The sequence below is a fragment of the Aureimonas altamirensis genome, from assembly GCF_001463885.1.
In the GTDB taxonomy this organism is placed as follows: domain Bacteria; phylum Pseudomonadota; class Alphaproteobacteria; order Rhizobiales; family Rhizobiaceae; genus Aureimonas; species Aureimonas altamirensis.
Genome location: NZ_BBWQ01000009.1, coordinates 35,732 through 60,084, shown reverse-complemented (window position 1 = coordinate 60,084; position 24,353 = coordinate 35,732). Strand labels below are relative to the sequence as shown.

Genomic DNA, 24,353 nt, shown 5'->3' with positions numbered 1-24,353 from the left:
GCCGTGTCACGCTGCCGGGGCGCGGCCGGCGATATAATTGCGCCAACCACCATAATGCGTGATCTCTTGCGCGTTGGCGAGCGCGGCCGGTTCGCAGATGAAGCCGGTGACCATCGAGCCGTCGTCCAGCTCCACCTTGCCGACCCCAAGCGGCTGCGGAATGCCCGCAACGAACCGTCCGAAGCCGCCGGCCGGCATGGTCCACACCTCCACCTCAAGCCCCGGGCCGGCAAAGCCGCTATCCCGCACAAGGCCGGGTTTGGGCGGCACCGTGCCGGACAGGGCATGGAGCCGGTAATGCGGCGCGGTGCGTGCCGTGCGCAGCAACCGTGCGCCCTGCGCCGCAAGCTCGCCGTTCAACGGCATGCCCGTCAGGTGCGCGCCGACGACGGCGATCTCCAGCCAGCCGCTATGCGATAACGCGGCAGGCGCGATCCGTGCGATCAGGCTGCGGTCCAGCCCCGCGCCGCAGGCGGCTGCCTCGTGCAGGCGGGTGGCAAAGGCGGCCAGCGCGTCGTCGCTGTCGGCCGGGCCCACCAGTTGGACACCGAAAGGCAGCCCGCTTTCGGTGAAGCCGGCAGGCACGGCGATCGCCGCCGCGCCGAAGAAATTGGCAAAATTGGTAAACCGGCCGAAGCGCGCATTCAGCGCCAGCGGATCGGCAAGCATCGCCGCCACCGTCTGGATGTCGGGCGAAGTCGGCAGCAACAAAGCGTCGAAATCGGCCATCGCCTCTTCCGCCTGTCGGCGGTAGGCGGCAAGGGCATAGACACCCTCGAAGGCGTCCACGGCGCTCATGCCGCGCGCGCCCTCCATGATGGCGCGCACCGTCGGCTCCACGCTGTCCGGCTGCGCATCGATGAATGGTTTGATAGCGGCAAGCCGTTCGGCCACCCACGGCCCCTCGTACAGCAGGGCCGCCGCCTTGCGGAAGGGTGTGTAGTCGATGGGTACGATCTCCGCCCCCAGACCGCGTGCCCGTTCCACTGCCGCACCAAACAGCGCCGCATAGGCATCGTTGCCGAAGAACTCCAGCTCTTCCGCCTCCGGCACGCCAAGGCGCAGCCGCGTCGGCAGCGGGGTGCTGCCGAAGCGGCGTGAGAACGCGTCGGCGGCATCGAAGCCTTCCATCACCCGGCGCGCCGCGATGCCGTCGGCAACCGTTGCGGCAAACACGGTGACGACGTCGATGGAGCGGCAGGCGGGGACGACGCCCGTGGTGGACACCCGGCCGGTCGAAGGCTTGATCCCGACGATATTGTTGAAGGCGGCGGGCACGCGCCCGGAGCCTGCGGTATCGGTGCCGAGCGCCAGCGCCGCAATGCCGGAGGCAACCGCCACGGCCGAGCCGGAGGACGAGCCGCCCGAGACATAATCGGCATCGAACACGCAACGCGGCGCGCCATAGGGCGAACGCGTGCCGTTCAACCCCGTGGCGAACTGGTCGAGGTTCGTCTTGCCGACGATGATCGCCCCGGCCTGCCGCAGCCGTGCCACCACATGGGCATCCGTATCCGGCGTATAGGCAAAGTCGGGGCATGCGGCCGTCGTCGGAAAGCCGGCAACGTCGATATTGTCCTTGATGGCAACCGGCACGCCCCAAAGCGGCAGGCTGCCGGGAGCGGGAGACCGCGCCTCCAGCGCCCTTGCCTGCAGCGTCAATTGCTGCCGGCTGGCCGGGGCGATGAATGCTGCCGGATCGCCCGCCGCGATGCGCCGGGACACGGCATCGACCATCGCATCCAGCGTCAGTCCCGCCGCGTAGGCGTCGGCCAGCGAAGCAAGGTCGATGATCTTCGGAAGATCGGTCATTATCGGTATGTCCTCAAGCCTGTTCGTCTTCATCCAGAATTTCCACCGGCGCCGCCCAGTGGATCAGCACCAGGCAGCCCTCGTCGGACCAGACCCGGTGGATGCTGCCGGGGCGGTTGACGACGAAATCGCCGGCGACATAGTGCCCGGCATCGTCGCTTTGTGCCCCGTCCAGCACCAGAATGGTTTCCAGTCCGGCGTGCCGGTGGCGGGGCACGGACGCCCCGGCCGTGTATCGCAACAGGGCGACGCCGGGCCCTCCGTCCACCGAGCGGGCAATATGGTGGATGTCCACTCCGGGGCGGAACGGCTCGAAGGCCACGGCATCCGGCGCAAGGGCCAGAAGCCCCTGCAGGCGTTCGGGGGTCATGTCGTCAATCCTTCCGCAATGGCGTCCACGGTAGCCGTCCAGCCGACGATGCCCCCTTGCGCCCGCACCATGTCCAGTGTCGCCTCCTTGAAGTGCGCAAAGTAGCTTTCCGTCGCGTCCTCGGCGAGCAGACAGTCGTAGCCACGGTCGTTGGCCTCGCGCATGGTCGTCTGCACGCAGACCTCGGTCGTCACCCCGGCCAGCACCAGCGCGGTGACGCCGAAGCCTTCAAGAACCTCGGACAGGTCCGTCGCATGGAAGGCGCCCTTGCCCGGCTTGTCGATCACCGTTTCGCCGGGCAGCGGGAACAGTTCGGGCACGATCTCCGCGCCCGGCGCGCCGGCAACAAGAATCCTGCCCATGGGCCCGATATCGCCGATACGCCGTCCCTCCGGCCCGCGCCGCCACTTGGCCGGCGGGCAGTCCGAGAGATCCGGGCGATGACATTCGCGCGTGTGGACGATGGGTGCGCCACGCGCACGAAACAGCTCTATCAGCCTGCGCGTTGCCGGCACGATGGCCCGCAGCCGCGAAACGTCGTTGCCGAGGCTCTCGCCAAATCCGCCGGGCTCCAGAAAATCGCGCTGCATATCGATGACGATGAGCGCCACGCGCCCGTCCTCGTAGCGGAATGGCGATGGGCTTGCCGCGATCGTGCCCATCACCGATGCCCCGCCATGTGCCTGCCGATCTCCATCGGATCGGCCTTGCGGCCGCCTTCCGTCTCGAAGACGATCCTGCCCTCGTGCATCACGAGGATACGGTCGGACAGGGCGATCACCTCATCCAGATCCTCGCTGACCAGCAACACCGCCGTTCCCTTGTTGCGCGCCTTCAAAAGCGCCGCGCGGATATCGGCCACCGCGCCGAAATCCAGCCCGAAGCACGGATTGGCGACCACCAGCAATTCGGCATCGCCGTCCAGTTCGCGAGCCAGTACGGTACGCTGCACGTTGCCGCCCGACAGGGTGGCGATGGGCGCGTCCGGAGACTGGGTCTTGATGGAATAGGCGGCAATCTGCGCCTCGGCGTACCGGCGCATGCCGCGCCTGTCGACAAGGATACGGGCCCGCCCATCCGCATGCCGGTCGAAGCTGCGCAAGGCGAGATTTTCCATCACGCTCATCCGGCCGACGCAGGCATTGCGCAGCGGCTCTTCGGGCAGGACGCGCACGCCCATCGCCTGCGCCTGCGCGCGGCGAGCCTGGTATGGCGCACCGCCGACATGGATGGCGCCGGAGGCCGGCATAGTCTGGCCGGACAGCGTCTCCACCAGCACCGCCTGACCGTTGCCGGATATGCCGGCGATGCCGACGATTTCACCGGCCCGTACCTCCAGCCTGTCGATATCGATGCCGCCGCGTTGCGGCCCGGCCTTGACGCGGCTGAGATCGAGGACGGCGCGTGCCTTGGCAGAGGCAGGCTCGGGCCGGGGCGCGGCCGCAAGATCGCGCTTGCCGATCATCATCTCTGCCATATCCGCCACCGACAAGGCATCGACGCGGCCATGCCCGGCCAGCCGGCCCCGGCGCAGCACCGTCACCTCGTCGCAGAAGCCCGTGACCTCCGGAAACTTGTGGCTGATCAGAAGAACGCCCAACCCCTCTTCGGTGGCGCGGCGACGCAGAAACCCCAAAACGTCGCTTGCCTCGCCCGGCGTCAGCACGGATGTCGGCTCGTCGAGCACCAGGACCCGGGAGCCGAGATACAATTCCTTCAGGATTTCGGTCTTCTGCCGTTCACCCGCCGACAGGCGATGCACGGGCACGTCCATCGGCACTTTCAGCGGCATGTCGGCCATGAAGGCGGCCAGCTTTGCCCGCTCCTTGCGCCAATCCACAATGGCGGGCACATCCGGGCCGGCCATCACCAGATTCTCCAGAACGGTCATGGCCGGCACCAGGGTAAAATGCTGGTACACCATGCCGATGCCGAGGCGGCGCGCATCGCGCGGGCTGGCCACCTCGACCTCGCGGTCGTCCATCAGGACGCTGCCCTCGTCGGCGCGATAATAGCCGAGAACGCATTTGACGAGGGTGGATTTGCCGGCGCCGTTCTCGCCCAGAAGGGCGTGGAACGTGCCGCGCCGCAGGCGCAGCGATACGCTATCCAGCGCCGTGAAGGCGCCGAAGCGCTTGGTCAGCCCCACCACCTCGAGCAGCGTCGTCAACGCAGGGCCTCCAGCAGCGCGTCGCTGTGGGCCACGGCGCCGAAGACACCGCCTTGCATGGTCACCATGCGGATGGCCGCGTCGTGGTTGCTTCTGTCGGTGGCGCCGCAGCAATCTTCCAGGATCACACATTCGTAGCCGCGGTCGTTTGCTTCGCGCATGGTCGTATGCACGCAGACATCGGTGGTGATGCCCGTCAGCACGATGTTGCGGATGCCGCGCTGGTTCAGGATCAGCTCCAGATCCGTGGCGCAGAAGGAGCCCTTGCCCGGCTTGTCGATGACGACTTCGCCCGGCAAGGGCGCAAGCTCGGGGATGATTTCCCATCCCGGCTCGCCGCGCACCAGGATGCGCCCGCAGGGCCCCGGGTCGCCGATACCGGCGCCGATATTGCGCGAGCGCCAACGCTTGTTGGCCGGCAGGTCGGCAAGGTCCGGCCGGTGCCCCTCGCGCGTGTGGATGATGTGGTAGCCGCCTGCCCGCATGGCCGCCATGACCCGTGCGATGGGCTCGATGGGCGCGCGCGTCAGCGACAGGTCGTAGCCCATGGCATCGACATATCCGCCCTTGCCGCAAAAATCGGTCTGCATGTCGATGACGATCAGCGCCGTATTATCCGGGCGCAGGCTTGCGTCGTAGGGCCAGGCATAGGGCTGCGAGGCGATGGTGCCCGCGGTGGTGCTCGATGTCGTGTCCATTGCGGTAGCCTCCTTATTCCGCCGCTTCGCGGGCCGGGCCGCCATAGCGGCGCGTCGGCGCGGCAAAGCCGAAGCCGGTTCCGTCCGTCACCTTCACGTCGTCTTCCCACGGCAGGCGATAGGTGCCCGCGGCAAGGTCGTGCATGTATGTGTAGGGGCAATCGCCGGCACCGCCGGCCACGGCGACATAGCCGCGATGGCCGAGCTGGTAGATGTTGTTTTCCACGCCCCAGTTGCGCCTTGCCTCGCGCACGAGGTCGGGCCGCACCTCGGCCGTGATGATCTCGTCCACCCGGCCGGTCGTGCCATGGGCGATGACCGTGCCGTCGAAATTGACGATCATGCCCTCGCCCATGGAATCGAAGCTTCCGTCCGATCCGCACATGCAGACATTGGCGGTGACCATGAGATTGCAGAAAGCGTTGGCTTGGTTGGTGAACCGCCAGCTCTCCCGGATCGGCGCGGTGTAACCGGCCGTCCGCAGCATGATCTCGGCCCCCTTGTAGGCGCATTCGCGCGCCATTTCCGGAAACATGCCGTCATGACAGATGATGAGAGCCAGCTTGGCGCCCCGGGGCCCGTCGATGACGGGAATGCCGAGGTTTCCGGGCTCCCAAGGCTCCACCGGCACCCATGGGTGGAGCTTGCGGTAATTCAGCCGGATTTCGCCGGTGTCGTCGATGACAAGCCCGGTATTGTAGGGCATGCCGCCGGGGTTCAGCTCCATGATGGAGAAGCAGCCCCAGATGGAGTTGTCGCGGCAGGCCTGCCGGAAGGCGGCAACCTCCGGCCCGTCGATACGGCACATGATGTCCGGGTTGGTGTCCATCGAAAGCCCGTGCAACGCGTATTCGGGAAACACGACAAGATCCATCGTGCCGAGGTTGCGCCGGGCCTTTGCCACCATGTCGACGATGCGCTGCGTCTGCGCGGCCAGATCGTCCTTCGTCACCACGGTCGGCAATTGCAGTTGCACGCAGCCGATGACGACGCCGTTTTCCGATTTGTTGAGTCCTCCAAGGCCGTTCATGCCTGGTCTCCCTATCTGGTGATCGAAAGTTCGCGCGGGGCGCCGTCGAGGGCGCGGTCCGGCGAGGAAGTGAAGATGAGAATGGCGAGGGTGAGCACGTAAGGCGCCGCATAGAACAGGTAGTAGCCCTGCGTGACGCCGATGGACTGAAGCGCCGGGCCCAGCGCCCCGGCGCCGCCGAAGATCAGCGCTGCGCCGAGGCACGCCACGGGCCGCCACCTGGCGAAGATAACCAGCGCAACGGCGATCAGCCCCTGGCCGGATGAGATGCCCTCGTTCCAGCTTCCGGGGTAGTAGAGCGACAGATAGGCGCCGGCGACGCCGGCCATGAAGCCGCCGAAGGCCGTTGCCCCGATGCGCACCGGCAGGATCGGATAGCCCATCGCCCGGGCGGCGTCGCTGCTGTCGCCCACCATGCGCAGCACCAGACCCAGCCGCGTGCGGCGAAAGACGAAGGCAATCACGAAGGCCAGCGCGATACCGATCAGGAACAGCGGGTTCACCTGCAGCGCCGCGCGCAGTTGCGGGCTGCCGGCCCAGAAGCCGAGGTCGATGGATGGCAGCATGGGCGCCGCCGGCTGGATCAGCGGCTTGCCGAGGAAGAACGCCAGCCCGGTGCCGAAAAGCATCAGCGCAATGCCCACGGCAATGTCGTTGACCCGCGGCAGCGAGCATAGAGCGCCGTGAAGCAGGCCGAACAGCGTTCCGGCAAGCCCGGCCGCCAGCACTCCTGTCCAGGGCGAACCCGTCAGGAGCGAGCCGCCGTAGCCGGCCATGGCCCCGAAGACGAGTGTGCCTTCCAGGCCGAGATTGATGCGGCCGCTTTTCTCGGTCACGCATTCGCCGAGACTGACGAACAGGAATGGGGTGGAAACGCGGATTGCGCCGCCAAGAACCGCAATCAGCACACCCCACAGGCCGAGATCGCCGCTCATCGTCCGGCCTCCGTGGATGCGGCCCGGCGGGGTACCAGCCGGCCGGACAGGGTTTCGGAGGCCAGCATGGCGATGAACAGGATGCCCTGAAGCACCAGCATGGTCGCGTCGGGAAGCTGCATTCGGCGTTGAACCAGCCCACCGGCCGCGTCGATACCGCCGATCAGGATGGCCATCGGAATGATGGCAAGCGGGTTCTGTCGGGCCAGAAAGGCGACGAGGATGCCGGTATAGCCATAGCCGGCAATCAGCGCCGCATTGGCATTTCCGTGGATGGCAGCAACGTCGATCATGCCGGCGATGCCGGCCGCTGCCCCGCCCGCCATGCAGAACAGCACGATAAGCCGTCCGACGGGCAGGCCCTGTACGGCAGCGGCGCGCGGATTGCCGCCGGCGATGCGCGCCGCAAAACCGAAGCTCGTGCGCCCGATGACGAATGCCGAAACAAGGCAGGCCAGCGTTCCGACGACGAAGCCCCAATGCACGTCCAGTCCCGGCATCGCGCCGATGCGGAACTCGGCAGGCAAAGGCAGGGTCGACGGCTTGTTGAGGCTGGCGGGGTCGCGCAGCGGCCCTTCCACCATGTGGTTGAACAGCGCGATGGCGATATAGGCAAAGAGCAGGCTGGCGATCGTTTCATTCACGCCACGCCGCACGCGCAACAGGCCGACGCAGCCGATCCACAGGCCACCGGCCAGCGCTCCGGCCGTGGCCATCAGGGCAATCGCCGGCAAGGCCGGCATTCCGGAAAGGGCCGCCCCGGTGACGGCGGCGGCAAGGCCGCCCAGCACGAAGGCGCCCTCGCCGCCGATGACGATCAAGCCGAGCTGGGCCGGTAAGGCCACGCACAGGGCCGTCAGCAGCAGCGGCGCAGCACGTTGCAGCGTATTGGACACGGAAAACTGCGTGCCGAAACCGCCACGCCAGACCAGTTGGTAGAACTCGATCGGCGATTTGCCGAAGGCCAGCAGGAACAGGCCGAACAGAAGCAGCCCGGCCAGGAGTGCCAGCAGAGGCAGCAACACCGCCTCCACCCGTGCGGCCTGCCGCTCCGGCAAGGCAAAGCCGCGCCTTGCGGCCGTCGCGCTCTGCATGATGCTCGTCATCGCCGTGCCCCTGCCGTCAGGAGGTCGAGCCGACGACGCCTTCGACCAGATAGTCCATGCTTTCCAGCTCGATCGCCGTTTCCGGATAGTCAGTGCCTGCCGCGACGATCTCGTTGCCGCGATTGTCCTTCAGCGGACCCTTGATGATGGCGTAGCCGCCCTTCATCATCTCGTCGCGCACGGCGTCGGCCTGACGCCGCGCCGCATCGCCCACCATTGCGCCGTAGGGGCTGGATTTGACGAAGCCTTCGGCAAGGCCGCCCCGTACGAAGTTGGGCAGCGGCTCTCCGGCCATGGCCTTCTCGACGAAGGATCGGTAGACATTCGCCCAGTTCCACTCCGCGCCGGTCAGATAATGCTCCGGCGCCAGCGCCGCCTGGCTGGTGTGGTAGCCGCAGACGAAGACGCCGCGCGCGGCGGCGGCCTGCGTCAGCACCTTCGGCCCATCGACATGGCAGGTGATAACGTCCACGCCCTGGTCGGCCAGCGCGTTGACGGCCTCTGCCTCCTTCACCGGCATCGACCAGTCACCGGTAAAGATCACCTGGGTCTGAATGGAGGGGTCGACGCTGCGCGCACCAAGGGTAAACGAGTTGATGTTCAGCAGCACCTGCGGAATGGGCTTTGCGGCGATGAAGCCGAGCTTCTTCGATTTGGTCTGGTGCCCGGCAACGATGCCGGACAGATACTGCGCCATGCCGATATAGCCGAAATACGAGCCGGCGTTCGTGGGGTCGCTCTCGCTCCACAATCCACCGCAATGGCGGAACTGGACATCGGGGTTGGCCTCGGCCGCCTGCAGCACGAAGGGCTTGTAGTAACCGAAGGATGTCGGAAACAGGAGCTGCGCGCCGTCCAGCTCGATCATCGACTGCATCGACCGCACGACGGCGTCGCTTTCCGGTACGTTCTCTTCTTCCAGCACCGTTACGCCGGCAATGTCCTTCACCGCTGCGGCGCCCTCGGCATGCGCCTGGTTGTATCCGAAGTCGTCGCGCGGCCCGACATAGAGAAAGCCGACCGTCATGTCGGCGGCAAAGGCGGGCGCGATCCGGCCAAGCGCCGGCATCAGCGCCATCGAGCCGGCAGCGGTCAGAAGGCGGCGGCGATTGAGGATGAAGGATGACATGGGGCTCTCCGGCGGGTTTCGATCTCTCGCCCAGGATTGCATGCAATGCGCGTGCCAAAACCGCTCACTGTCGCTATAACAATGACTTAGGAACATCCATGTCCGTTGATCGGATTGCATAATGCCTATTTTATAGGCGGAATGTCGATAAATGTGCTGCCGCGCGCGGATAATTCGCGCGGCTTAGCAACAGCGATTGACTCGCGGAACCTGCGGCGCCTAAACGCCAACCTCAAGAGATCGTGAGCAAATGGTGTCATCTGCTCACGATAAACGGAGGTTTGTTTTACATGACGGTCAGCAAGGATGCCGAAGGGGCGGTCGCAGGCGATCGCCGTCCGGCTGCACGGGGAAAGGCGCCATCCGGCGCAACCAAGGTTCGATACTTCGTATTGTTCATGTGTTTCGTCGGCCTGACGATCAACTATCTGGACCGCGCCAATATGAGCGTCGCCTTGCCGTTCATCGACGACGAGCTCGGCCTTAACCTGACGAACACGGAAAAGGGGCTGATCCTCGGCGCGTTCTTCTGGGCCTATGACGGGATGATGCTGCTGGCCGGCTGGCTGACGGACAAGCTGGGTGCACGCAAGAGCTTTTCGCTGGCCGCCGTCTGGTGGTCGGTGTTCACCGCGCTCACGCCGCTGGCCAACAGCTTCTGGAGCTTTTTCGCGGTACGCTTCATGCTGGGCGCAGGCGAAGCCCCTGCCTACCCGTCATCCACCAAGGCGGCATCGCGCTGGTTTCCCACCAGCGAGCGCGCCTTCGCCACGGCCGTCATCGATTCCGGCTCGCGCGTCGGCACGGTGCTGGCCCTGCCCATCGTAACCGCCATCATGGCTTTCGCCACATGGCATTACTCCTTCATCATTCTGGGCGCGGTCGGCATTATCTGGGCCCTGGTCTGGTACGTGACCTACCGCGATCCGGAGGAGCAGCCCCGCGCCAACGCGCTGGAGCTCCAATACATCGCCGACAATGGCGGGCGCTCGGAAAAGAACGATGACGCAGCGGCGCTTGCCGTGCGTTGGGGCGATCTGTTCCGCTACCGGACCGTCTGGGGCATGATGATCGGCTTCTTCTGCCTGAACTTCGTGATCTACTTCTTCCTGACCTGGTTTCCCAGCTACCTGAGGACGGCGCGTGGGCTGAACCTCGCAGAACTCGGCCTGTACGGCATGTTGCCGGGCCTTGCCGCCGTCGTCACCGCATGGGGCGCCGGCCTTCTGGCCGACAGGGCGATCCGCAACGGCGCCGATGTGACGCTGGTGCGCAAGACGGTCATGGTGGGCGGCATGCTGGGCGGCGCCGCTATCCTGCCTGCGGCGCTGGTGGAGTCGCTCGCCGCGGCACTGTTCTTTCTGGCGGTATCCTACAGCAGCCTCGCCATCGCAGCCACCGGCATCTGGTCCTTGCCGGCGGACATCGCGCCCAGTTCCAGGCATGTCGCCTCCATCGGCGGCATCCAGAACTTCGCCTCCAACATTGCGGGCATCATCAGCCCGTTCCTGTTCGGGTGGCTGCTCGACATGTTCGGCGGCAGCTACACGCCGTCCTTCCTGATGGCGGCGGTCATGGCCCTTGTCGGCGCGTTTTCCTACGCCTTCGTCGTCGGGCGTGCGGAGCCCCTGCCCGCTCTGGCCCCGCGCCATTGACCCGGTTGGCGTCCGGCCCGTCGGGCCGGACGCGGCATCCCGATCAGGACTTGCGCAGAACGTCCTGCCACTCCGGATGGCGGGCGATCTGCGCCTTCGCAAAGGGGCATAGCGGCAGGATGGTAATTCCCTCGCGGCGTGCGTCCTCTACTGCGCGTTGCACCAGCCGCTGCCCCACATGACGGCCACGAAGGGCATCGGGAACGCCCGTATGGTCGATGATGATCATCGTTTCGCCTGCGCGGCTGTAGGTCATTTCCGCCTCGACGCCATCGACGACAAGGACGTACCGCCCCTTGGAGGGCCCATCCTGCCGTTCGATCTGCCCGGCCTCAGCCCTATCCTCGCTCATGGTGTCTCCTTCGCTTTGCCTAAATTCGGGTGCTGACCGCCAAGATATGAAGCCGCCCCGGCCCCGGAAAGAGCCGCGATCCGCTACGCAGCGTCCCATGGCGGGGAACGGCCTGCTTGTGCCGGACCGTCCCACCTTCCGCTGACCGCAATCGACCGGCAGTCGCTACCGGGTCAGCAGCGACTGGAAATCCGCATCCAGCTTGCCGAGGGCGGCGTCTATATGGGCCCTCTGCTCGGCAGCCCAGCTTTCCTGCCCATCCAGCCGTGCCGTCGCTTCGTCCAGCATGCGCTTCATCTCTTCCGGCTGCGGACCTCCGGACGTCGCACGGCCCCGTACGATGGCGACGGGGTCCAGCGCGGCGCGGAACTCGGCCTCGCTCAACGGGAGTTCCTGCGCAAAATCGGTATCCTTGACCGTTTCCGCGTAGATTTTCCTTGCCTTCTCATAGGGAAAGTCGAGGGGCCCGATGCCCTCGGCCCTGGCATAGGTGACGATCTCGGACGCGACATGGTGGCCTTCGCGGAACGGCAGTCCGTGATCGCGCATCAGTATATCGGCGATTTCCTGCGAGGCGGTCCAGTCGGCGTTGAGCTCTTCCAGCGCGCGCTCCGGGCTGATCACCAGCGCCTTCAACACCTTGTCGAGATCGGCAAGCGTCTTTACGCCGGCATCGACCATCTCCGAATTGGCCTCGACATCCTTGGGGTCGGGCATGCCGGGGGTGATGTTGTGAGCCTGGATCATCGGTCCGATGGCCAGCGTAATGGCCGTCGATGCCTGGCTGCGGGTGTTGTTGAGCAGGCCGGGATTGCGCTTCTGCGGCATCGCCGATGAAACGTAGGTGTTGCCGCCACCTTCCTGCAGCAAAATCCATGGCCGTGTCTGCGCATACTGGGTCATGACATCTTCGACGAAATTGCCGCTGTGCAGGGCAATCGCGGTCACGATGGAGCCGATCTCCACCGGCTGATCCATGGATGCGATCTGCGAAGCGTCGTAGGCATTGTCCACCACGCCGGCAAAGCCGAGATAATCCGCCATCCGCTGCCGGTTCAGCGGCCAGCCCGTGCCGTTCAGTACCGTCGTGCCCATGGCAGAGCGGTCCACCCGCGCATAGGCCTCCCGGATGCGGTCCGCATCGCGTGCGAAGCCGGCGGCGTGGCCCAGAAGGTAATGGCCATAGCTGTTGGGCTGTGCCGCGACACCATTGGTGTAGTTGGGAACGATCGTGTCGGCATGCGTGGCCGCAAGATCGACCAGCGTGCGGGAGGTGACATTGAGTTGCGTGGCAAGGTCCAGCAGCCTGTCGCGCAGGATGGCCGCCCGGTAGGTTGCGTGCATGTCCTGGCTGGAACGGCCGGCATGCAGCAGCGTCACCTCTACCCCGCCCTCCTCTATAAGCAGCGGCTCGAAGGTAATGACGGTGGCAGGGCGCTTTGCCCCCGGCTCGTTACCGGCCTTGATGACGCTGTCGATCGCCTTTGCGATCCCAGGCGTCTTCTCCTTGTCGAGCAGGCCTTCCTGGGTGTTGATGACGGCGGTCGCCTTGTTGATCTGTCCCAGCCAGAAAAACTCGTCGCGCACGCCATCCTGTGCCGATGCGGGGCCGCACAGTATCGCGGCAAGGCCTGTGACGCAGCCAAGCGCATACAGTGGCCGCAGGCCCCGATCCCAAACTTCGACCATGACTTCCTCCCATGATGCCGCGTTTCAGGCGGCCTTGAACCTGTCCAGCGCCGTCAGGGTGACGGTTACCGGGTCGGCTTCCTCGCGCCGGTAGATCTCCTGGCGCAGAAACGACAGCTCCGAATCGTAGGCCCCCTCGTCGACCTCGACCCACCAGCATTTCGGGCGGCCGTCGCTGCCATCGGACCAGCGATAGCCGCGACGCTTCAAGACATCCTTCAGGTCGAAGGGAGTATGCTCGGCATAGATGCGCCGGCGGGTGCGGCCGCTGGAGTCCAGAAGATGGGCGAAGGCGCTGCGCCCATCCGCCCCGGCAGGGCGCGCCAGCACTTCCAGAAGCGCGTGGCAATCATCCACCGCGCGATGGCCATCGTGGAACAGGCCGCATTGCGACAGAAGATAGGACAGCTTGCTGCCCTCGAAACCGAGGTCGCGCCAGGGGATCTCGGCATGCGAGCAGGCCCATGCCTTGACTTCGAAGCAGGCGGACAACCCCTCGCAGAAACGCCGGTCGAAGGCGGCATTATGGGCGATCACAAGGTCCGCCGTGTCGGTCAGCCGCTCCAGGGCGGCAAGGTCGATCTGCTGCCCCGCCACCATGGCATCGGTGATACCCGTCAGTTGCGTGATCTCGGGCGGAATCGGCACGGAGGGCTGCTGCAGGCCGCCGAACACGCCGACGACGTCGCCGATCGTGCCATGGTCATCATAGGTGAAGGCAACGGCCCCCACCTCGATCACTTCGTCTATGCCATGGCGAAGGCCGGTCGTTTCGGTGTCGATCAGCAGGGCGACATGAGGAAACGAGCTATCTTCGCGCGCCACCACAGGGCGCGGCATGAGCTTGCGCAGAATGCGGAACCGGCCCGTCGCCTCCAGCCGGCGCGCCATGCGCTCCTCTTCGTCGAAGCTGAACAGATCGAGTTGGTCCATGCGAAATTCCTGCGTGCGTCAAACATCAACTACCCGCAAGGATGGGCTGCGTCAAAAGCTGAGCTTCACGCCGGCGACGGCCAGACGCCCCATGCCGCCATAGCCGTAGACATCCTCGTAGCGCTCGTCGAACAGGTTTTCGACCCGGGCGAAGGCTTCCGCGTGGTCGTTGAAGCGATACGATCCGGCCAGGTTCACCAGCGTATAGGAGTCGAGCTCGACGCGTGACTGGTTGTAGAAGGCATCGAAGGCGATATCCTGCTGTCCGCCGGTATAGACGATGCCGAGGTTGAGCGCCGCCGCACCGTCCAGGAAACTGTAGCCTATGTCGAGGCTGGCGACGTTTTCCGGCCGGCGCGCCAGGGTGATGCCGTCCGCATCTTCCCCATCGAGGAAGGTGTAGGCCGCGCGCACGGTCAGCCCATCCATAAGGTAAGCCGTCGCCCCCAGCTCGATGCCATGGATGCTGGAAGTGCCGTCCAAATTGATGGACGTGGTGCCCGCACCCTGGATCAGGTCGGTGATGCGCTGGTCGAAATAGGTCGCTTCCACCGACAGCGCATCGCGCACGATCCACTGGTCCACGCCGATGTCCCAGCCCTTTGCCCTTTCCGGTTTCAGGCCGGGGTTGCCGCGATAGGTGCCGTCATAGCCGAACAGTTCGAACAAGGACGGGTTCTTGATACCGGTGCCGTACGAGCCGCGCAGTTTGGTGCCGGTCCGCGACAAATCGTAGGCCGCGGTGCCGCGCCATGTGGTTGCGTCGGCGAAACGATCGTTCATATCGTGGCGGACCGCCCCGGTTAGGAAGAGCGCGTCCGCGATACCGAGTTGATACTGGCCCACCAGACCGGTCTGGCCGGTCGAGCGGTCGAAGCTGGAGTAGGCACCGTCCACATCGGCGGATTCTTCCTCGTGTTCGGCAAGGACGGTGAACGTATGGTCCAGCCGCGCAGCCTCCTGCGTGATAAAGACGTTGGACTGATAATCCACCTTGGTCCGGTCGCCGACATACGCGTCGGTGCGCACGCCATTGGTAAGATAGCGCAGCGTCGAATGGCTGCGGCTGATGCCGGCCACATGCTGCCAGCGCCCATCCAGCGTATCCAGCCGCGCCTGCACACGTCCGTACATCTGCCGGCCGCGTGTCGCGGCGTCCGCGTCGGCCGGCAGGCCGTCGGCAAATCCATCCGCGTCGGCCCGATAGTCCGTCACACGGCCAACCATGTCGAACCGCAGATCCTCGGTGGCATCGAAGCCGAACTTGGCGAAGCCCGTGACGTTGTCGTAGCCGTCGCGCTCGGGGTTGCCGCGCCATTGCGACGCGCTCGATTCGCCATCCGTGCGGTAGCCGCCCAGGCTGCCGAAGAAGTCGGCGTTGCCCGCAGCGCCGCCGATGGAAACGAGCCCACTGGCGGTGCCCAGGCTTCCGCCTTCCATCCGGGCCGAGGCGGACGTCTTGCCTTCGCCCTTGCGGGTGACGATGTTGATGACGCCGCCGATGGCGTCCGACCCAAAAAGCGCACTCTGCGGACCGCGCAGCACCTCGATCCGCTCCACATCGTCGGCAAGCAGGTTGGCGAAATCGTACTCGCCGCCACTGGCGGGGTCGTTCACCTCGATGCCGTCGATGAGCACCAGCGTCTGGTTGCCCTCGGCCCCGCGCAGGCGAACCTGCGTCAGGCCGCCCGCGCCGCCCGTGCGGCTCAGCCCCACCCCCGGAACCGTGCGCAACGCATCGGCCACGAAGCGCACCTGCCGCCGCTCCAGTTCGGCCCTGTCGATGACGGTGACGGCGCTGCCGACGGCGCGCGCCGGCGTCGACGTGCGGTTGGCCGTGACGATGACGGGGTCCAGTGCGATTGCCGCCGGCAGCATGGTGGACTGCGCCCTGGCGGCGGACGAAATGGCGAGAAGGGCCGAGCCTGTCAGGCAGGCGGCAAGGCGGATGGACAAGGCAACCTCGTTACGATCGTTTTCCGGTTGCATCGAACGAGGTCCAACCCTGTCGAGGCACCCCGCCCGACATGTTCGCGTGCAACCACGGCTGACGGCAGGTCTCCTGGCTCGCGGGTCTTTCCGCCGTGCCGCCTTCCCGGGGCGCGTGGCCCCAGTGGCATGATGGCAAGGCAGTCTCCGCCTACAGTTGCGGGGGCAGCCGCAGCATGGCCGGATGGCGCACTGCGTTCCCTTTGAAGCCCCTTGCGGGGCACCGTCGCGTGGGACAATAGAGACGGCACGCCAGCCCCACAAGCATCCACAGGGCAAGGGTGGACCGACTTTCCGGTTGTGCTGCAGCAACGCAACTGTAACAAGGAGGTTAGGGGCCGGTCCGGTCAGCGCGGAGTGCAAGGATGGCGCAACATTTTCGGCAAGACCGTCCGACGGGGCGTGGCGGACCGAGAATCCTGATCTACAGCCACGACACGTTCGGCCTCGGCCATCTTCGGCGCTGCCGCGCCATCGCCAACCGGCTGGCCGGGTCGATGGACGACGCCTCGATCGTCATCATTTCCGGCTCTCCCATCATCGGCCGCTTCGACTTCGAAGACGGCGTCGACTACGTACGCGTGCCGGGCGTGGTGAAGCTGCCGAATGGCGGGTACACAACCTCCAATCTGCGCCTGTCGCTGGACGAGACCGTGCAGATCCGCCGCTCCGTCATCATGGCGACGGCGCGCAGCCTGAACCCCGACCTCATCATCGTCGACAAGGAGCCCGCCGGCTTCCGCGACGAGTTGCTGCCGACGCTGGAACACCTGAAGGCGACGGGCGCGCGCATCGTGCTGGGCCTGCGCGACGTTCTGGACGATGCCGCGGTGATCGTGCCCGAATGGGAGCGCAAGGGCGCCACCGAGGCGCTGTCTGCCTTCTACGACAACGTCTGGGTCTACGGCCTTCCCGAAATCCACGAGCCGCTGGCTCCCTTCGCGCTGCCCGAGCGGCTGCAGAACGAGATCATCTATACCGGCTATCTCCGGCGCGACCTGCCCCAGGTTTCCGCGACGGCGGCCTACCCATCCATCATGCGCAAACCCTATGTGCTCGTTACGACGGGCGGTGGTGGCGACGGCGAAGGGCTGATCGACTGGACCCTTTCGGCCTACGAGGCCGACCGGTCCCTGCCCCTCGGCGCTTTGATCGTGTTCGGCCCCTTCGTGCCGCCCGAGCAGCGCGCCGCCTTCATGGAGCGTGTGGCCCGCCTGCCCGACGTGGAGGCGATCACCTTCGATTCCCGGATCGAGCATTTGATCGCCAACTCCGAAGGCGTCATCGCCATGGGTGGCTACAACACCTTCTGCGAGATCCTGTCCTTCGACAAACGATCCGTCATCGTGCCGCGCCGCACGCCGCGCATGGAACAGACCATCCGCGCCGAGCGCGCCGCCGAACTGGGACTCATCTCGTGCCTGGACGGTGCCGGGCTGGAAGACGGCGCCCACCGCAACCCGCATCTGATGGCAGAAGCCATCCGCGCCCTACCCGGACGCCCGAAACCTTCGGAAAAGACCCTGCCAAGGCTGCTTGATGGACTCGATACGATCGACGCAACGGTGCGAGGCTGGTTCTCCAGCCCCTCTGAAGAAACGGCCCGAACCGCAAGTCGGTAGGATCGCCGTGGTCCTGAAGGGCTATCCACGGCTTTCGGAAACCTTCATCGCGCAGGAAATACTGGGGCTTGAGCGCCTGGGCTTTCGCCTGGACATCTGGTCGCTGCGCCGCCCGACGGACCGCGCGCGCCATCCGATGCACGAGCAGATCGTGGCGCCTGTCGCCTACCTGCCCGAGTATCTGAAAGACGATCCGCTGCGCGTCTTGCGCGGCGTGCTGGCTTTGCCACGCCAGAAGGGCTTTGGCGGCTTTGTCCGCACGGCGCTTGCCGACCTTCGCCGAGACCCGAGCCCCAACCGGATGCGGCGCATAGGACAGGCAGCGGTTCTGGCACGGGAACTGGCGCCGGAGATCACGCTGATCTACGCGCATTTCCTGCATACGCCCGCTTCCGTCGCCCGCTACGCGGCGCAGCTTCGCCGACTGCCCTTCAGCTTTTCCGCGCATGCCAAGGATATCTGGACGACGCCGGACTGGGAAAAGCGCGAAAAGATCGCCGACAGCATCTGGGGCACCACCTGCACGCGGCAGGGCCACGACGAGCTGGTGCGCCTGTCACCGGACGGCGACAAGGGCCGCGTGCGCCTTGTCTATCACGGGCTGGATCTTGGTCGCTTTCCGGCGCCGCCCGTGCGCGAAGGCGGCGGCAACGGACAAGGCGCTCCGGTCAAACTGGTCAGCATCGGGCGTCTGGTGGCCAAGAAGGGCTATGACGATCTGTTGCAGGCTCTTGCCTTGCTGCCCGCCGGGCTGAACTGGCACCTGACGCAGATCGGTGGCGGAGAGCTGGCAAAGCCGCTTGCCGAAACGGCACAGCGGCTGGGCCTTGCCAGCCGGATCGACTGGTTGGGCGCGCGCCCTCAAGGACAGGTCATCGAGGCGCTGCGCGCGGCCGACCTGTTCGTGCTGGCATGCCGCGAAGGCGATGGCGGAGACCGCGACGGCCTGCCCAACGTCTTGATGGAGGCGGCCACGCAGGGCCTGCCCATCCTGTCGACAGACTTTGCCGGCGTGCCCGAATTCGTGACCGATGGTGTGGAGGGGCTGCTGGTGCCGCCACGCAACCCGGCGGCGCTGGCCAAGGGGCTGTCGCGGCTGATCGGGCAGCCTGCATTGCGTTTGCAATTGGGGGCGGCGGCCCTTGCCCGTGTGACGGGCGACTTTTCCGCCGATGCCGGCATCGGCAGGATCGCCGCGCATCTATCGCAAGGCGATGTCGATCAGCGGGCGGAAACGCGGGTCAGATAGGCTTCGGCCAGACGCGCATTCTCGCACTCGTCGGCGCGGTGGTGGCCAGCCACGCAGGAGGCCGTAACCTCGGCCCGCATCGGCTCGTTGGCCACCAGGCTGGCGACGCTTTCCGGAGGCGATTTCAGGAAGAGAAGGCACAGGACACCCGCGCCGATTGCCAGGCGGCAGCCTGTTTTCATTACCGTTGCAGAACCAGTCATCGTATCTTTTCGATCGCCAGATGTTGCTTGCGGCGGGCTATATGTCACCACTTTTTAACCATTGCAAGCCCCCCGGGCGGCGGAGCCTTTCCGGGCCTGAACCAGGCCCGGAAAGCGTTTTAGATCAAAGCTTTGCGCGTGCGGCCAATACGGCGTCGATATCCGAGGCGGCATGCCTTTCCCGCAATCCCGGCCCCTTTTCGCCGTCATTGCTGTTCACGATCCGGCCGCGCTGGACACCGGGCCGCGCCCCGATCTCATCCACCCAGCGGCGCAGATTTGTATAGGCGTCCACACCCAGGAAACGGCCGGCCTTGTAAGCCTCGTTGTTCATGAGTGCACCCAGCCACGGCCATGCCGCGATATCGGCAATAGTGTAGGATTCCCCTCCCAGATACTGCGCCTCGCCAAGCCGCCTGTCGGCGACATCCAGCAGCCGCTTGGTTTCCATGGCGTATCGGTTGATGGGGTATTCCTGGGGGAAAGGTGCATAGGCGTAGAAATGGCCGAAGCCCCCGCCGATGAACGGCGCCGAACCCTGCAGCCAGAACAGCCAGTTCAGCGCCTCGGTGCGCTCGGGGCCAAAGGCCGGCAGGAACTTGCCGAACTTGTCGGCAAGATGCAGCAGGATCGCCCCGGATTCGAAAACGCGAACCGGTGTTTCACCCATGTAGTCCACAAGCGCCGGGATTTTGGAGTTGGGATTTACCGCAACGAAGCCGCTGGAAAACTGGTCTCCCTTGCCGATATCGATCATCCAGGCGTCGTATTCGGCACCGCTTTCGCCGGCGGCCAGCAGCTCTTCCAGCATGATGCCAGCCTTCTGGCCGTTGGGCGTTGCAAGGGAGTAGAGCTGCAAGGCATGGCTGCCGCGCGGAAGCTCGGCCTCGTGGCGCGCGCCGGCGGTGGGGCGATTGATGGACGACCAGCGCCCCGCGTCCCCGGCGGGCGGGCTCCAGACCTCGGGCGGGATATATCCGGCGTTTTCGTCGCTCATTGCTTTATCGTCCTTCCGTTCGTCGGTCTTCAGGCCTTGACGACGCGGCTCATGTCCGCGCCGGCCTTTTCAAAGGCGTTCCGCGTATCGATGCCCAGCTTCATCACCGAGGCGATCCGCGCATAATCGATGCCGCCATGGTCTGTCGCCACAAGCACAGCGTCATAGGACGCGATGCCGTGATCGTTGAGCAACCTTGAGGCGCGCCCCGCAAGATGGGGATGCTCCCGCGTCTTCGGCAACACCGGGACATGCGGATCGTGATAATCGACACGCGCGCCGCGCTCTTCCAGAAGGTCGATCAGGCGCAGCGATGCGCTTTCGCGCGTATCCTCCACGTCGCGCTTGTAGGCGACCCCGAGCACCAGGATCGACGCGCCGTTGAGGCCGCGCCCGAAATGCCTGTCCAGCGCCTCGGCGGTGGCCCGCACCACATGGCGCGGCATATCGGTGTTGATCTCTCCGGCCAGTTCGATGAACCGGGTGGCGATCTCGTATTCCCGTGCCTTCCACGTCAGGTAGAAGGGGTCGATGGGGATGCAGTGCCCGCCGAGCCCGGGGCCGGGATAAAAGGGCATGAATCCGAAGGGCTTGGTCTTCGCGGCCTCGATCACTTCCCAGATGTCGATGCCCATTGCGCCGTAGACGAGCTTGAGCTCGTTCATCAGGGCGATATTGACCGAGCGGAAGATGTTCTCCGTCAGCTTGACCGCTTCCGCCACGCCCGGCGAGGAAACCGGCACCACCGACTGCATCGCCGCCCCGTACAGGGCGCTTGCCAGCCGCAGCGCCTCCGGCCCGTCGCCACCCACCACCTTCGGTATATCGCGCGTTCCGTAATCCCGGTTGCCGGGGTCTTCCCGCTCCGGCGAGAAGGCCAGGAAGAAGTCCTGCCCCGACAGCATGCCGCCCTTTTCGAGAATGGGCTTGACCAGCTCGAGCGTCGTTCCGGGCCATGTGGTGGATTCCAGCACGATCAACTGGCCCGGCCGCAGCGATTTCGTGATCTGGCGGACCGACTGTTCGACGAAAGACAGGTCCGGCTCGCGGTGGCGCGTCAGCGGGGTGGGCACGCAGATCAGGATCGCGTCCGCCTCGCCCGCTCTGGCAAAGTCTACCGTCGCTTCGAAGCGTCCCTCGCTCAACGCCTCGCCGAGCGCTTCGCCGGGAATATGCGTGAAGCCGCTTTCACCCCGGTTCAGAAGCGCGACACGGTCCGGGTTTATGTCGAAGCCGAGCACCGGAAAGCCCGCCCGGCACATGGCCAGCGCCAAGGGCAGTCCGACATAGCCGAGCCCGATGATGCCCACTGTCGCGCGGCGCGCTTTCAGAGCCTGCGCAAGCGCACCCGCACTATCCGTCATCGCCTGCTCCATAGGCCGTGCGCCGGGCGAAACCGCACGGCGGGGTGCCCGGCCAAAAGGGCCAGCAACCTGTCGACGAAGCGCCATGTCGCTCCGTCATGAATGAGATGATGGGTCAGAAGTCCCACCGGTTCGCCCGCTTCGGCCAGTGCCGCTACCTGCGAGGCAAGCGATGCCGGATCGCCCAGCCGCTTGCCCCCGAGCCAATCCACCGGGTCTATATGGGTATTGTGCACGCAAAGCCCGGCAAGCTGCGCCGACGCGCGAAGGCCGAATGTCGAAAGACCTTCGAAACCAATATCATGGAGCGCCGTGATAATGTTCTGGTCGATCCTGTTCCAGGGCGGAACCATGACCGGCAGGGCCTTGTCGCCGAAGGCGTCGCGGTGGTGGGCGAGCCCTTCCGAAAGCGGCGCCACGAATGTATCCGCCGGCGCATAACCCAGCTCCTGCCGCTTTGCGCCGGCCGGCGCATTATTGCGATGCTCCAGGCCATGCATCAGCACATCGACCCCGGCCTCGCCCCGCAAAAGCTGCGGCAAAGCCGGCTGGATCAGGAAGGGACTGACGGCCAGCGCCAGCGGCACATCGTGCCTTTGCCGCAGGGCCAGCAGGCGGCGGAGCTGCGGCGTATCGTCGGCCGCGTCATCGTCGCGCCACCAGACGTCCATGACGCCCCCTTGCGCATGGAGGGCATCGAGCCTGCCCGACAAAGCCGCAAAAGACGCCTCCGCCGCATCGCGCCCATGCACCGCCACCTCGGCGATCCGCACCGACTGCCGGGCGCCGTCCGGCGGCGCACCTGGCGCCCTGCGTGGCAGCTCCACAAGGCCTGTGCGCACGCAGGCCAGAAGGGCTTGGCCATTCAAGCCCGCAGCATCCAGCAGCATGGCGACGCCATCCGCGGCCAAGGCTTCGGCACGCAAACGTTGCTCCTGCTCGCCCCCGTCTTCGAATGGCACCAGAACGGCCGGCGTTCCGGCAGCGGCCAGATCGGCGGCCGTATTGTACCCGGCCTGACTGACGGACAGTCGGGCCGCAGCCAGCAGCGCCGGGAAATCCGGCCGCGCCCGCTCGACCCGCGCATTGGACGGTGCGCCGGCCACAAGACCCTGCATGTCGCCTTCGCTGACGCCGGCCCCGACAAGGATATGCCAGGCAAGGTCCGGCGCGGCGTGCGCCGCCTCGATGGCAGCACGGAACAGCGGCAACGCCGCCGCACTGCCGCCGCCCGAAACCAGTATTGCGCCGTCTTCACCGGTCGCAGCCGCCGCTTTGCGCGCTCTTGCGACGTATCCCGTATAGGAAAGGAAGGGCTCCAGCCGGTCACTGACCGGCCAGGAGCGGGACAAGGGTGTCCGTGCGGCATCGCCGTGCACCAGCACTCCATCGTAATGCTCTACGATGCAGGCTTCCGCGCGTTCCGCCTTTCGCGGCTTCGATGGAGGGTTCAGGATATCGCGGATCGAGGCCAGCAGCACGGGACGAGGCAGAGCACCGTCCACATAATCAAGCAAAGCCTGAAATTCTCGCCGCAACGCATTGCGGCCGAAAGGAAATGTCTCGGTTACGATGCAGTCCGGCTTGAAGTCGGCGGCGTATCGTACGAGGTGTCTGGCGCGGTCTTCCAGATAGGCCGGGGTAACGGGCTCGTCCTTATCATCGCGCAGGTTCACGAAGTCCGCGCCCAGGGCGTGGACTGCCGGCAATTGTGCGGTCCGCACGCCCTTTCCCGGCAGGTGGTGGGGGTGCGGCCGGCCGCCCGACACCAGCAGCACGTCATGCCCTGCATCGGCGAAGGCTTCGGCAAGGGCGGCCGCCCGCGCGAGATGTCCGACGCCGAGAAGGTGGGTAACGGCAATCAGGACACGCAAGACCGGCTCCCATGCCCCGCAAAGCGTTGCAGGCAATCCGACACCAGCGATGCGGCGGCCTGGATGTCGTGGCGACGGCGCGCCAACTGTGCCGCGCCGCGCCCAAGCGCGGCCAACCGCGCCGGGTGAGACAAAAGTTGACTAAGGGTTTGCGCATAGGCGGCCGTGTCGCCGGAAGTGACGAGATGGCCGCTCACGCCGTCGGCAACCACTTCCCCGACGCCGCCATACGCCATGGCAAGGCTGGGACAGCCGCTGGCGGCGGCCTCCAGATAGGCCATGCCGAAGGCTTCGTTGACGCCGGGCCAGACCATAAGGTCGCTCCGGCGGTACAGTGCGCCGAGCATGGCGGCGTCCCCCTGGCCCAGAAAAGCCACCCTGTCGCCGAATGGCCGGAACAGGTCCTCGACCTGCGCTCGCGCGGGCCCGTCACCGGCGATCTCAAGATGCCAGCCGTCCGGCACATGCCGCAGCGCTTCGGCCAGCAGGCCATAGGAGGCAAGCTTGTCGCCCGGCCGCATCATGGCTGCAGCGGCCAGCCGAACCGGTGTTGCGATGTGCCAGCCGGCCCTGCACGGCCATTGCGACGTCTCGATGAAGGGCGGGAGGGCAAGAATGTCCCGCGCGCCGACGGCCTCCAGCCCGGCGCGGTCTTGGCCGTTCAGCATCAGATGAAGATCGGCGGCACGGTTGGCCTCGTCCGCCAAGGCCGAGAAGCGCGCATATCGCCCACTGCCCCGCTTGCCGGCGCTGGAGCCTTCGGCAATCACGTAGGGAATGCCGAAATGGGCAGCGATGCGGGGGCCGATCAGGTCCGGCGCCTTGTAGTAATTGTGATAGGTGAACCAGACGGCAGGGGCCGGCCCGGCCACGAGGCGCTGCACCTCACGCTCGGCACCGGCCAAGATGTCGTCCTGCGCATCGGCCGCGCCGACACCGTCGCGGCTGCAAAAGCTGGTCGCCAGCACGGGCGATGCCCCGGCCAGCTCCAGCGCACGCAGCCACAGGCGCGCCATGGTCCGGTCGCCCGAGGGCACCGGATGGTCCGGATCCTTCATTGGTGCATGAAAGGCGACCGGACCGTTTCGAGACGCTGATAAACGCATGCTCGCACTTCGCACAAGAAACCACTACCTGTCGTACTTCTCCGCTGCTAGCGTTGGCAAGGCAGCTCGG

The 24,353-nt window shown here is 65.9% G+C and carries 21 protein-coding genes and 1 riboswitch; of the genes, 3 read left to right on the top strand and 18 right to left on the bottom strand.

Annotation, left to right across the window (positions count from 1 at the left end):
- Window positions 1-6: 6 nt before the first annotated feature.
- Genes atzF through AUL31_RS05365 form a run of 9 tightly spaced genes read right to left on the bottom strand, consistent with a single transcriptional unit; the run spans window position 7 to window position 9,250 of the window.
- Entirely contained in the window at window positions 7-1,812 is a 1,806-nt protein-coding gene (atzF, locus tag AUL31_RS05405; RefSeq protein ID WP_060602941.1) for an allophanate hydrolase, read from the bottom strand.
- Window positions 1,813-1,825: 13 nt separating this feature from the next.
- Window positions 1,826-2,182, bottom strand: a complete 357-nt coding sequence (locus AUL31_RS05400) for a cupin domain-containing protein (protein ID WP_060602516.1) — start codon at window positions 2,180-2,182, stop codon at window positions 1,826-1,828.
- The gene (locus tag AUL31_RS05395) at window positions 2,179-2,844 is read right to left on the bottom strand and encodes a cysteine hydrolase family protein (protein WP_060602513.1); all 666 of its coding nucleotides are present in this window, start codon (window positions 2,842-2,844) and stop codon (window positions 2,179-2,181) included. The genes AUL31_RS05400 and AUL31_RS05395 overlap by 4 nt, the downstream gene beginning before the upstream one ends.
- Window positions 2,844-4,352 carry an ABC transporter ATP-binding protein gene (locus tag AUL31_RS05390; RefSeq protein ID WP_060602510.1) on the bottom strand — a complete coding sequence of 503 codons (1,509 nt, stop codon included), beginning with the start codon at window positions 4,350-4,352 and terminating at the stop codon, window positions 2,844-2,846. Before AUL31_RS05390 ends, AUL31_RS05395 begins: the two co-directional genes overlap by 1 nt.
- Window positions 4,349-5,050, bottom strand: a complete 702-nt coding sequence (gene biuH, locus AUL31_RS05385; protein WP_060602508.1) for a biuret amidohydrolase — start codon at window positions 5,048-5,050, stop codon at window positions 4,349-4,351. Before biuH ends, AUL31_RS05390 begins: the two co-directional genes overlap by 4 nt.
- A gap of 13 nt (window positions 5,051-5,063) precedes the next feature.
- Window positions 5,064-6,080, bottom strand: a complete 1,017-nt coding sequence (locus tag AUL31_RS05380; RefSeq protein WP_060602505.1) for a formamidase — start codon at window positions 6,078-6,080, stop codon at window positions 5,064-5,066.
- A gap of 11 nt (window positions 6,081-6,091) precedes the next feature.
- The gene (locus AUL31_RS05375) at window positions 6,092-7,015 is read right to left on the bottom strand and encodes an ABC transporter permease (protein ID WP_060602502.1); all 924 of its coding nucleotides are present in this window, start codon (window positions 7,013-7,015) and stop codon (window positions 6,092-6,094) included.
- Window positions 7,012-8,109 carry an ABC transporter permease gene (locus tag AUL31_RS05370; protein ID WP_244489327.1) on the bottom strand — a complete coding sequence of 366 codons (1,098 nt, stop codon included), beginning with the start codon at window positions 8,107-8,109 and terminating at the stop codon, window positions 7,012-7,014. Before AUL31_RS05370 ends, AUL31_RS05375 begins: the two co-directional genes overlap by 4 nt.
- Before the next feature lie 28 nt (window positions 8,110-8,137).
- Window positions 8,138-9,250: a BMP family ABC transporter substrate-binding protein gene (locus AUL31_RS05365; RefSeq protein WP_060602497.1), complete on the bottom strand. Its 1,113-nt coding sequence runs from the start codon at window positions 9,248-9,250 to the stop codon at window positions 8,138-8,140.
- 290 nt (window positions 9,251-9,540) lie between these two features.
- Between AUL31_RS05365 and AUL31_RS05360 the strand changes: the two genes are divergently transcribed.
- Window positions 9,541-10,905 (top strand): MFS transporter, encoded by a 1,365-nt coding sequence (locus tag AUL31_RS05360; RefSeq protein ID WP_082646800.1) that lies wholly within the window; start codon window positions 9,541-9,543, stop codon window positions 10,903-10,905.
- Between the two features lie 43 nt (window positions 10,906-10,948).
- On the opposite strand, the gene AUL31_RS05355 is transcribed toward AUL31_RS05360, so the two are convergent.
- The 4 genes from AUL31_RS05355 to AUL31_RS05340 all read right to left on the bottom strand — a co-directional run bounded on the left by AUL31_RS05355 (window position 10,949) and on the right by AUL31_RS05340 (window position 15,868).
- The gene (locus AUL31_RS05355) at window positions 10,949-11,257 is read right to left on the bottom strand and encodes a GNAT family N-acetyltransferase (RefSeq protein WP_060602494.1); all 309 of its coding nucleotides are present in this window, start codon (window positions 11,255-11,257) and stop codon (window positions 10,949-10,951) included.
- A gap of 165 nt (window positions 11,258-11,422) precedes the next feature.
- Window positions 11,423-12,946 carry an argininosuccinate lyase gene (locus tag AUL31_RS05350; RefSeq protein WP_082646799.1) on the bottom strand — a complete coding sequence of 508 codons (1,524 nt, stop codon included), beginning with the start codon at window positions 12,944-12,946 and terminating at the stop codon, window positions 11,423-11,425.
- Window positions 12,947-12,970: 24 nt separating this feature from the next.
- Window positions 12,971-13,879 (bottom strand): 3'-5' exonuclease, encoded by a 909-nt coding sequence (locus AUL31_RS05345; protein WP_060602492.1) that lies wholly within the window; start codon window positions 13,877-13,879, stop codon window positions 12,971-12,973.
- A 51-nt stretch (window positions 13,880-13,930) separates the two neighbouring features.
- Window positions 13,931-15,868, bottom strand: a complete 1,938-nt coding sequence (locus AUL31_RS05340; protein ID WP_060602487.1) for a TonB-dependent receptor plug domain-containing protein — start codon at window positions 15,866-15,868, stop codon at window positions 13,931-13,933.
- A gap of 46 nt (window positions 15,869-15,914) precedes the next feature.
- A riboswitch (cobalamin riboswitch) is annotated at window positions 15,915-16,111 on the bottom strand.
- Between the two features lie 122 nt (window positions 16,112-16,233).
- Here AUL31_RS05340 and AUL31_RS05335 point away from each other — a divergent pair.
- Together AUL31_RS05335 and AUL31_RS05330 are read left to right on the top strand one after the other, a co-directional pair.
- Complete coding sequence (locus tag AUL31_RS05335) at window positions 16,234-17,490, top strand: glycosyltransferase family protein (RefSeq protein ID WP_060602485.1); 1,257 nt, start codon at window positions 16,234-16,236, stop codon at window positions 17,488-17,490.
- Window positions 17,491-17,497: 7 nt separating this feature from the next.
- The gene (locus AUL31_RS05330; RefSeq protein WP_060602482.1) at window positions 17,498-18,739 is read left to right on the top strand and encodes a glycosyltransferase family 4 protein; all 1,242 of its coding nucleotides are present in this window, start codon (window positions 17,498-17,500) and stop codon (window positions 18,737-18,739) included.
- Here AUL31_RS05330 and AUL31_RS05325 read toward each other — a convergent pair.
- The 5 genes from AUL31_RS05325 to AUL31_RS05305 form a co-directional block, all read right to left on the bottom strand.
- Window positions 18,712-18,921, bottom strand: a complete 210-nt coding sequence (locus tag AUL31_RS05325; protein WP_039194021.1) for a hypothetical protein — start codon at window positions 18,919-18,921, stop codon at window positions 18,712-18,714. The genes AUL31_RS05330 and AUL31_RS05325 overlap by 28 nt on opposite strands.
- A gap of 145 nt (window positions 18,922-19,066) precedes the next feature.
- Entirely contained in the window at window positions 19,067-19,939 is an 873-nt protein-coding gene (yghU, locus tag AUL31_RS05320) for a glutathione-dependent disulfide-bond oxidoreductase (RefSeq protein ID WP_060602478.1), read from the bottom strand.
- Between the two features lie 29 nt (window positions 19,940-19,968).
- Entirely contained in the window at window positions 19,969-21,303 is a 1,335-nt protein-coding gene (locus AUL31_RS05315) for a nucleotide sugar dehydrogenase (RefSeq protein WP_060602475.1), read from the bottom strand.
- Window positions 21,300-23,177 carry a glycosyltransferase gene (locus AUL31_RS20580; RefSeq protein ID WP_060602472.1) on the bottom strand — a complete coding sequence of 626 codons (1,878 nt, stop codon included), beginning with the start codon at window positions 23,175-23,177 and terminating at the stop codon, window positions 21,300-21,302. The genes AUL31_RS05315 and AUL31_RS20580 overlap by 4 nt, the downstream gene beginning before the upstream one ends.
- A complete protein-coding gene (locus AUL31_RS05305; RefSeq protein ID WP_159439789.1) occupies window positions 23,165-24,235 on the bottom strand; it encodes a glycosyltransferase family 4 protein in 1,071 nt (356 codons plus the stop codon). The genes AUL31_RS20580 and AUL31_RS05305 overlap by 13 nt, the downstream gene beginning before the upstream one ends.
- Window positions 24,236-24,353: the final 118 nt, after the last annotated feature.

Bases quoted from the DNA above. Each gene is read 5' to 3' on its own strand.
- AUL31_RS05325 (WP_039194021.1), bottom strand. From the start codon at position 18,921: ATGAAAACAGGCTGCCGCCTGGCAATCGGCGCGGGTGTCCTGTGCCTT.
- AUL31_RS05305 (WP_159439789.1), bottom strand. From the start codon at position 24,235: ATGAAGGATCCGGACCATCCGGTGCCCTCGGGCGACCGGACCATGGCG.
- AUL31_RS05365 (WP_060602497.1), bottom strand. From the start codon at position 9,250: ATGTCATCCTTCATCCTCAATCGCCGCCGCCTTCTGACCGCTGCCGGC.
- AUL31_RS05315 (WP_060602475.1), bottom strand. From the start codon at position 21,303: ATGACGGATAGTGCGGGTGCGCTTGCGCAGGCTCTGAAAGCGCGCCGC.
- biuH (WP_060602508.1), bottom strand. From the start codon at position 5,050: ATGGACACGACATCGAGCACCACCGCGGGCACCATCGCCTCGCAGCCC.
- yghU (WP_060602478.1), bottom strand. From the start codon at position 19,939: ATGAGCGACGAAAACGCCGGATATATCCCGCCCGAGGTCTGGAGCCCG.
- AUL31_RS05340 (WP_060602487.1), bottom strand. From the start codon at position 15,868: ATGCAACCGGAAAACGATCGTAACGAGGTTGCCTTGTCCATCCGCCTT.
- AUL31_RS05360 (WP_082646800.1), top strand. From the start codon at position 9,541: ATGACGGTCAGCAAGGATGCCGAAGGGGCGGTCGCAGGCGATCGCCGT.
- AUL31_RS05345 (WP_060602492.1), bottom strand. From the start codon at position 13,879: ATGGACCAACTCGATCTGTTCAGCTTCGACGAAGAGGAGCGCATGGCG.
- AUL31_RS05350 (WP_082646799.1), bottom strand. From the start codon at position 12,946: ATGGTCGAAGTTTGGGATCGGGGCCTGCGGCCACTGTATGCGCTTGGC.
- AUL31_RS05355 (WP_060602494.1), bottom strand. From the start codon at position 11,257: ATGAGCGAGGATAGGGCTGAGGCCGGGCAGATCGAACGGCAGGATGGG.
- AUL31_RS05400 (WP_060602516.1), bottom strand. From the start codon at position 2,182: ATGACCCCCGAACGCCTGCAGGGGCTTCTGGCCCTTGCGCCGGATGCC.
- atzF (WP_060602941.1), bottom strand. From the start codon at position 1,812: ATGACCGATCTTCCGAAGATCATCGACCTTGCTTCGCTGGCCGACGCC.
- AUL31_RS05395 (WP_060602513.1), bottom strand. From the start codon at position 2,844: ATGGGCACGATCGCGGCAAGCCCATCGCCATTCCGCTACGAGGACGGG.
- AUL31_RS05380 (WP_060602505.1), bottom strand. From the start codon at position 6,080: ATGAACGGCCTTGGAGGACTCAACAAATCGGAAAACGGCGTCGTCATC.
- AUL31_RS05375 (WP_060602502.1), bottom strand. From the start codon at position 7,015: ATGAGCGGCGATCTCGGCCTGTGGGGTGTGCTGATTGCGGTTCTTGGC.
- AUL31_RS05370 (WP_244489327.1), bottom strand. From the start codon at position 8,109: ATGCAGAGCGCGACGGCCGCAAGGCGCGGCTTTGCCTTGCCGGAGCGG.
- AUL31_RS05335 (WP_060602485.1), top strand. From the start codon at position 16,234: ATGGCGCAACATTTTCGGCAAGACCGTCCGACGGGGCGTGGCGGACCG.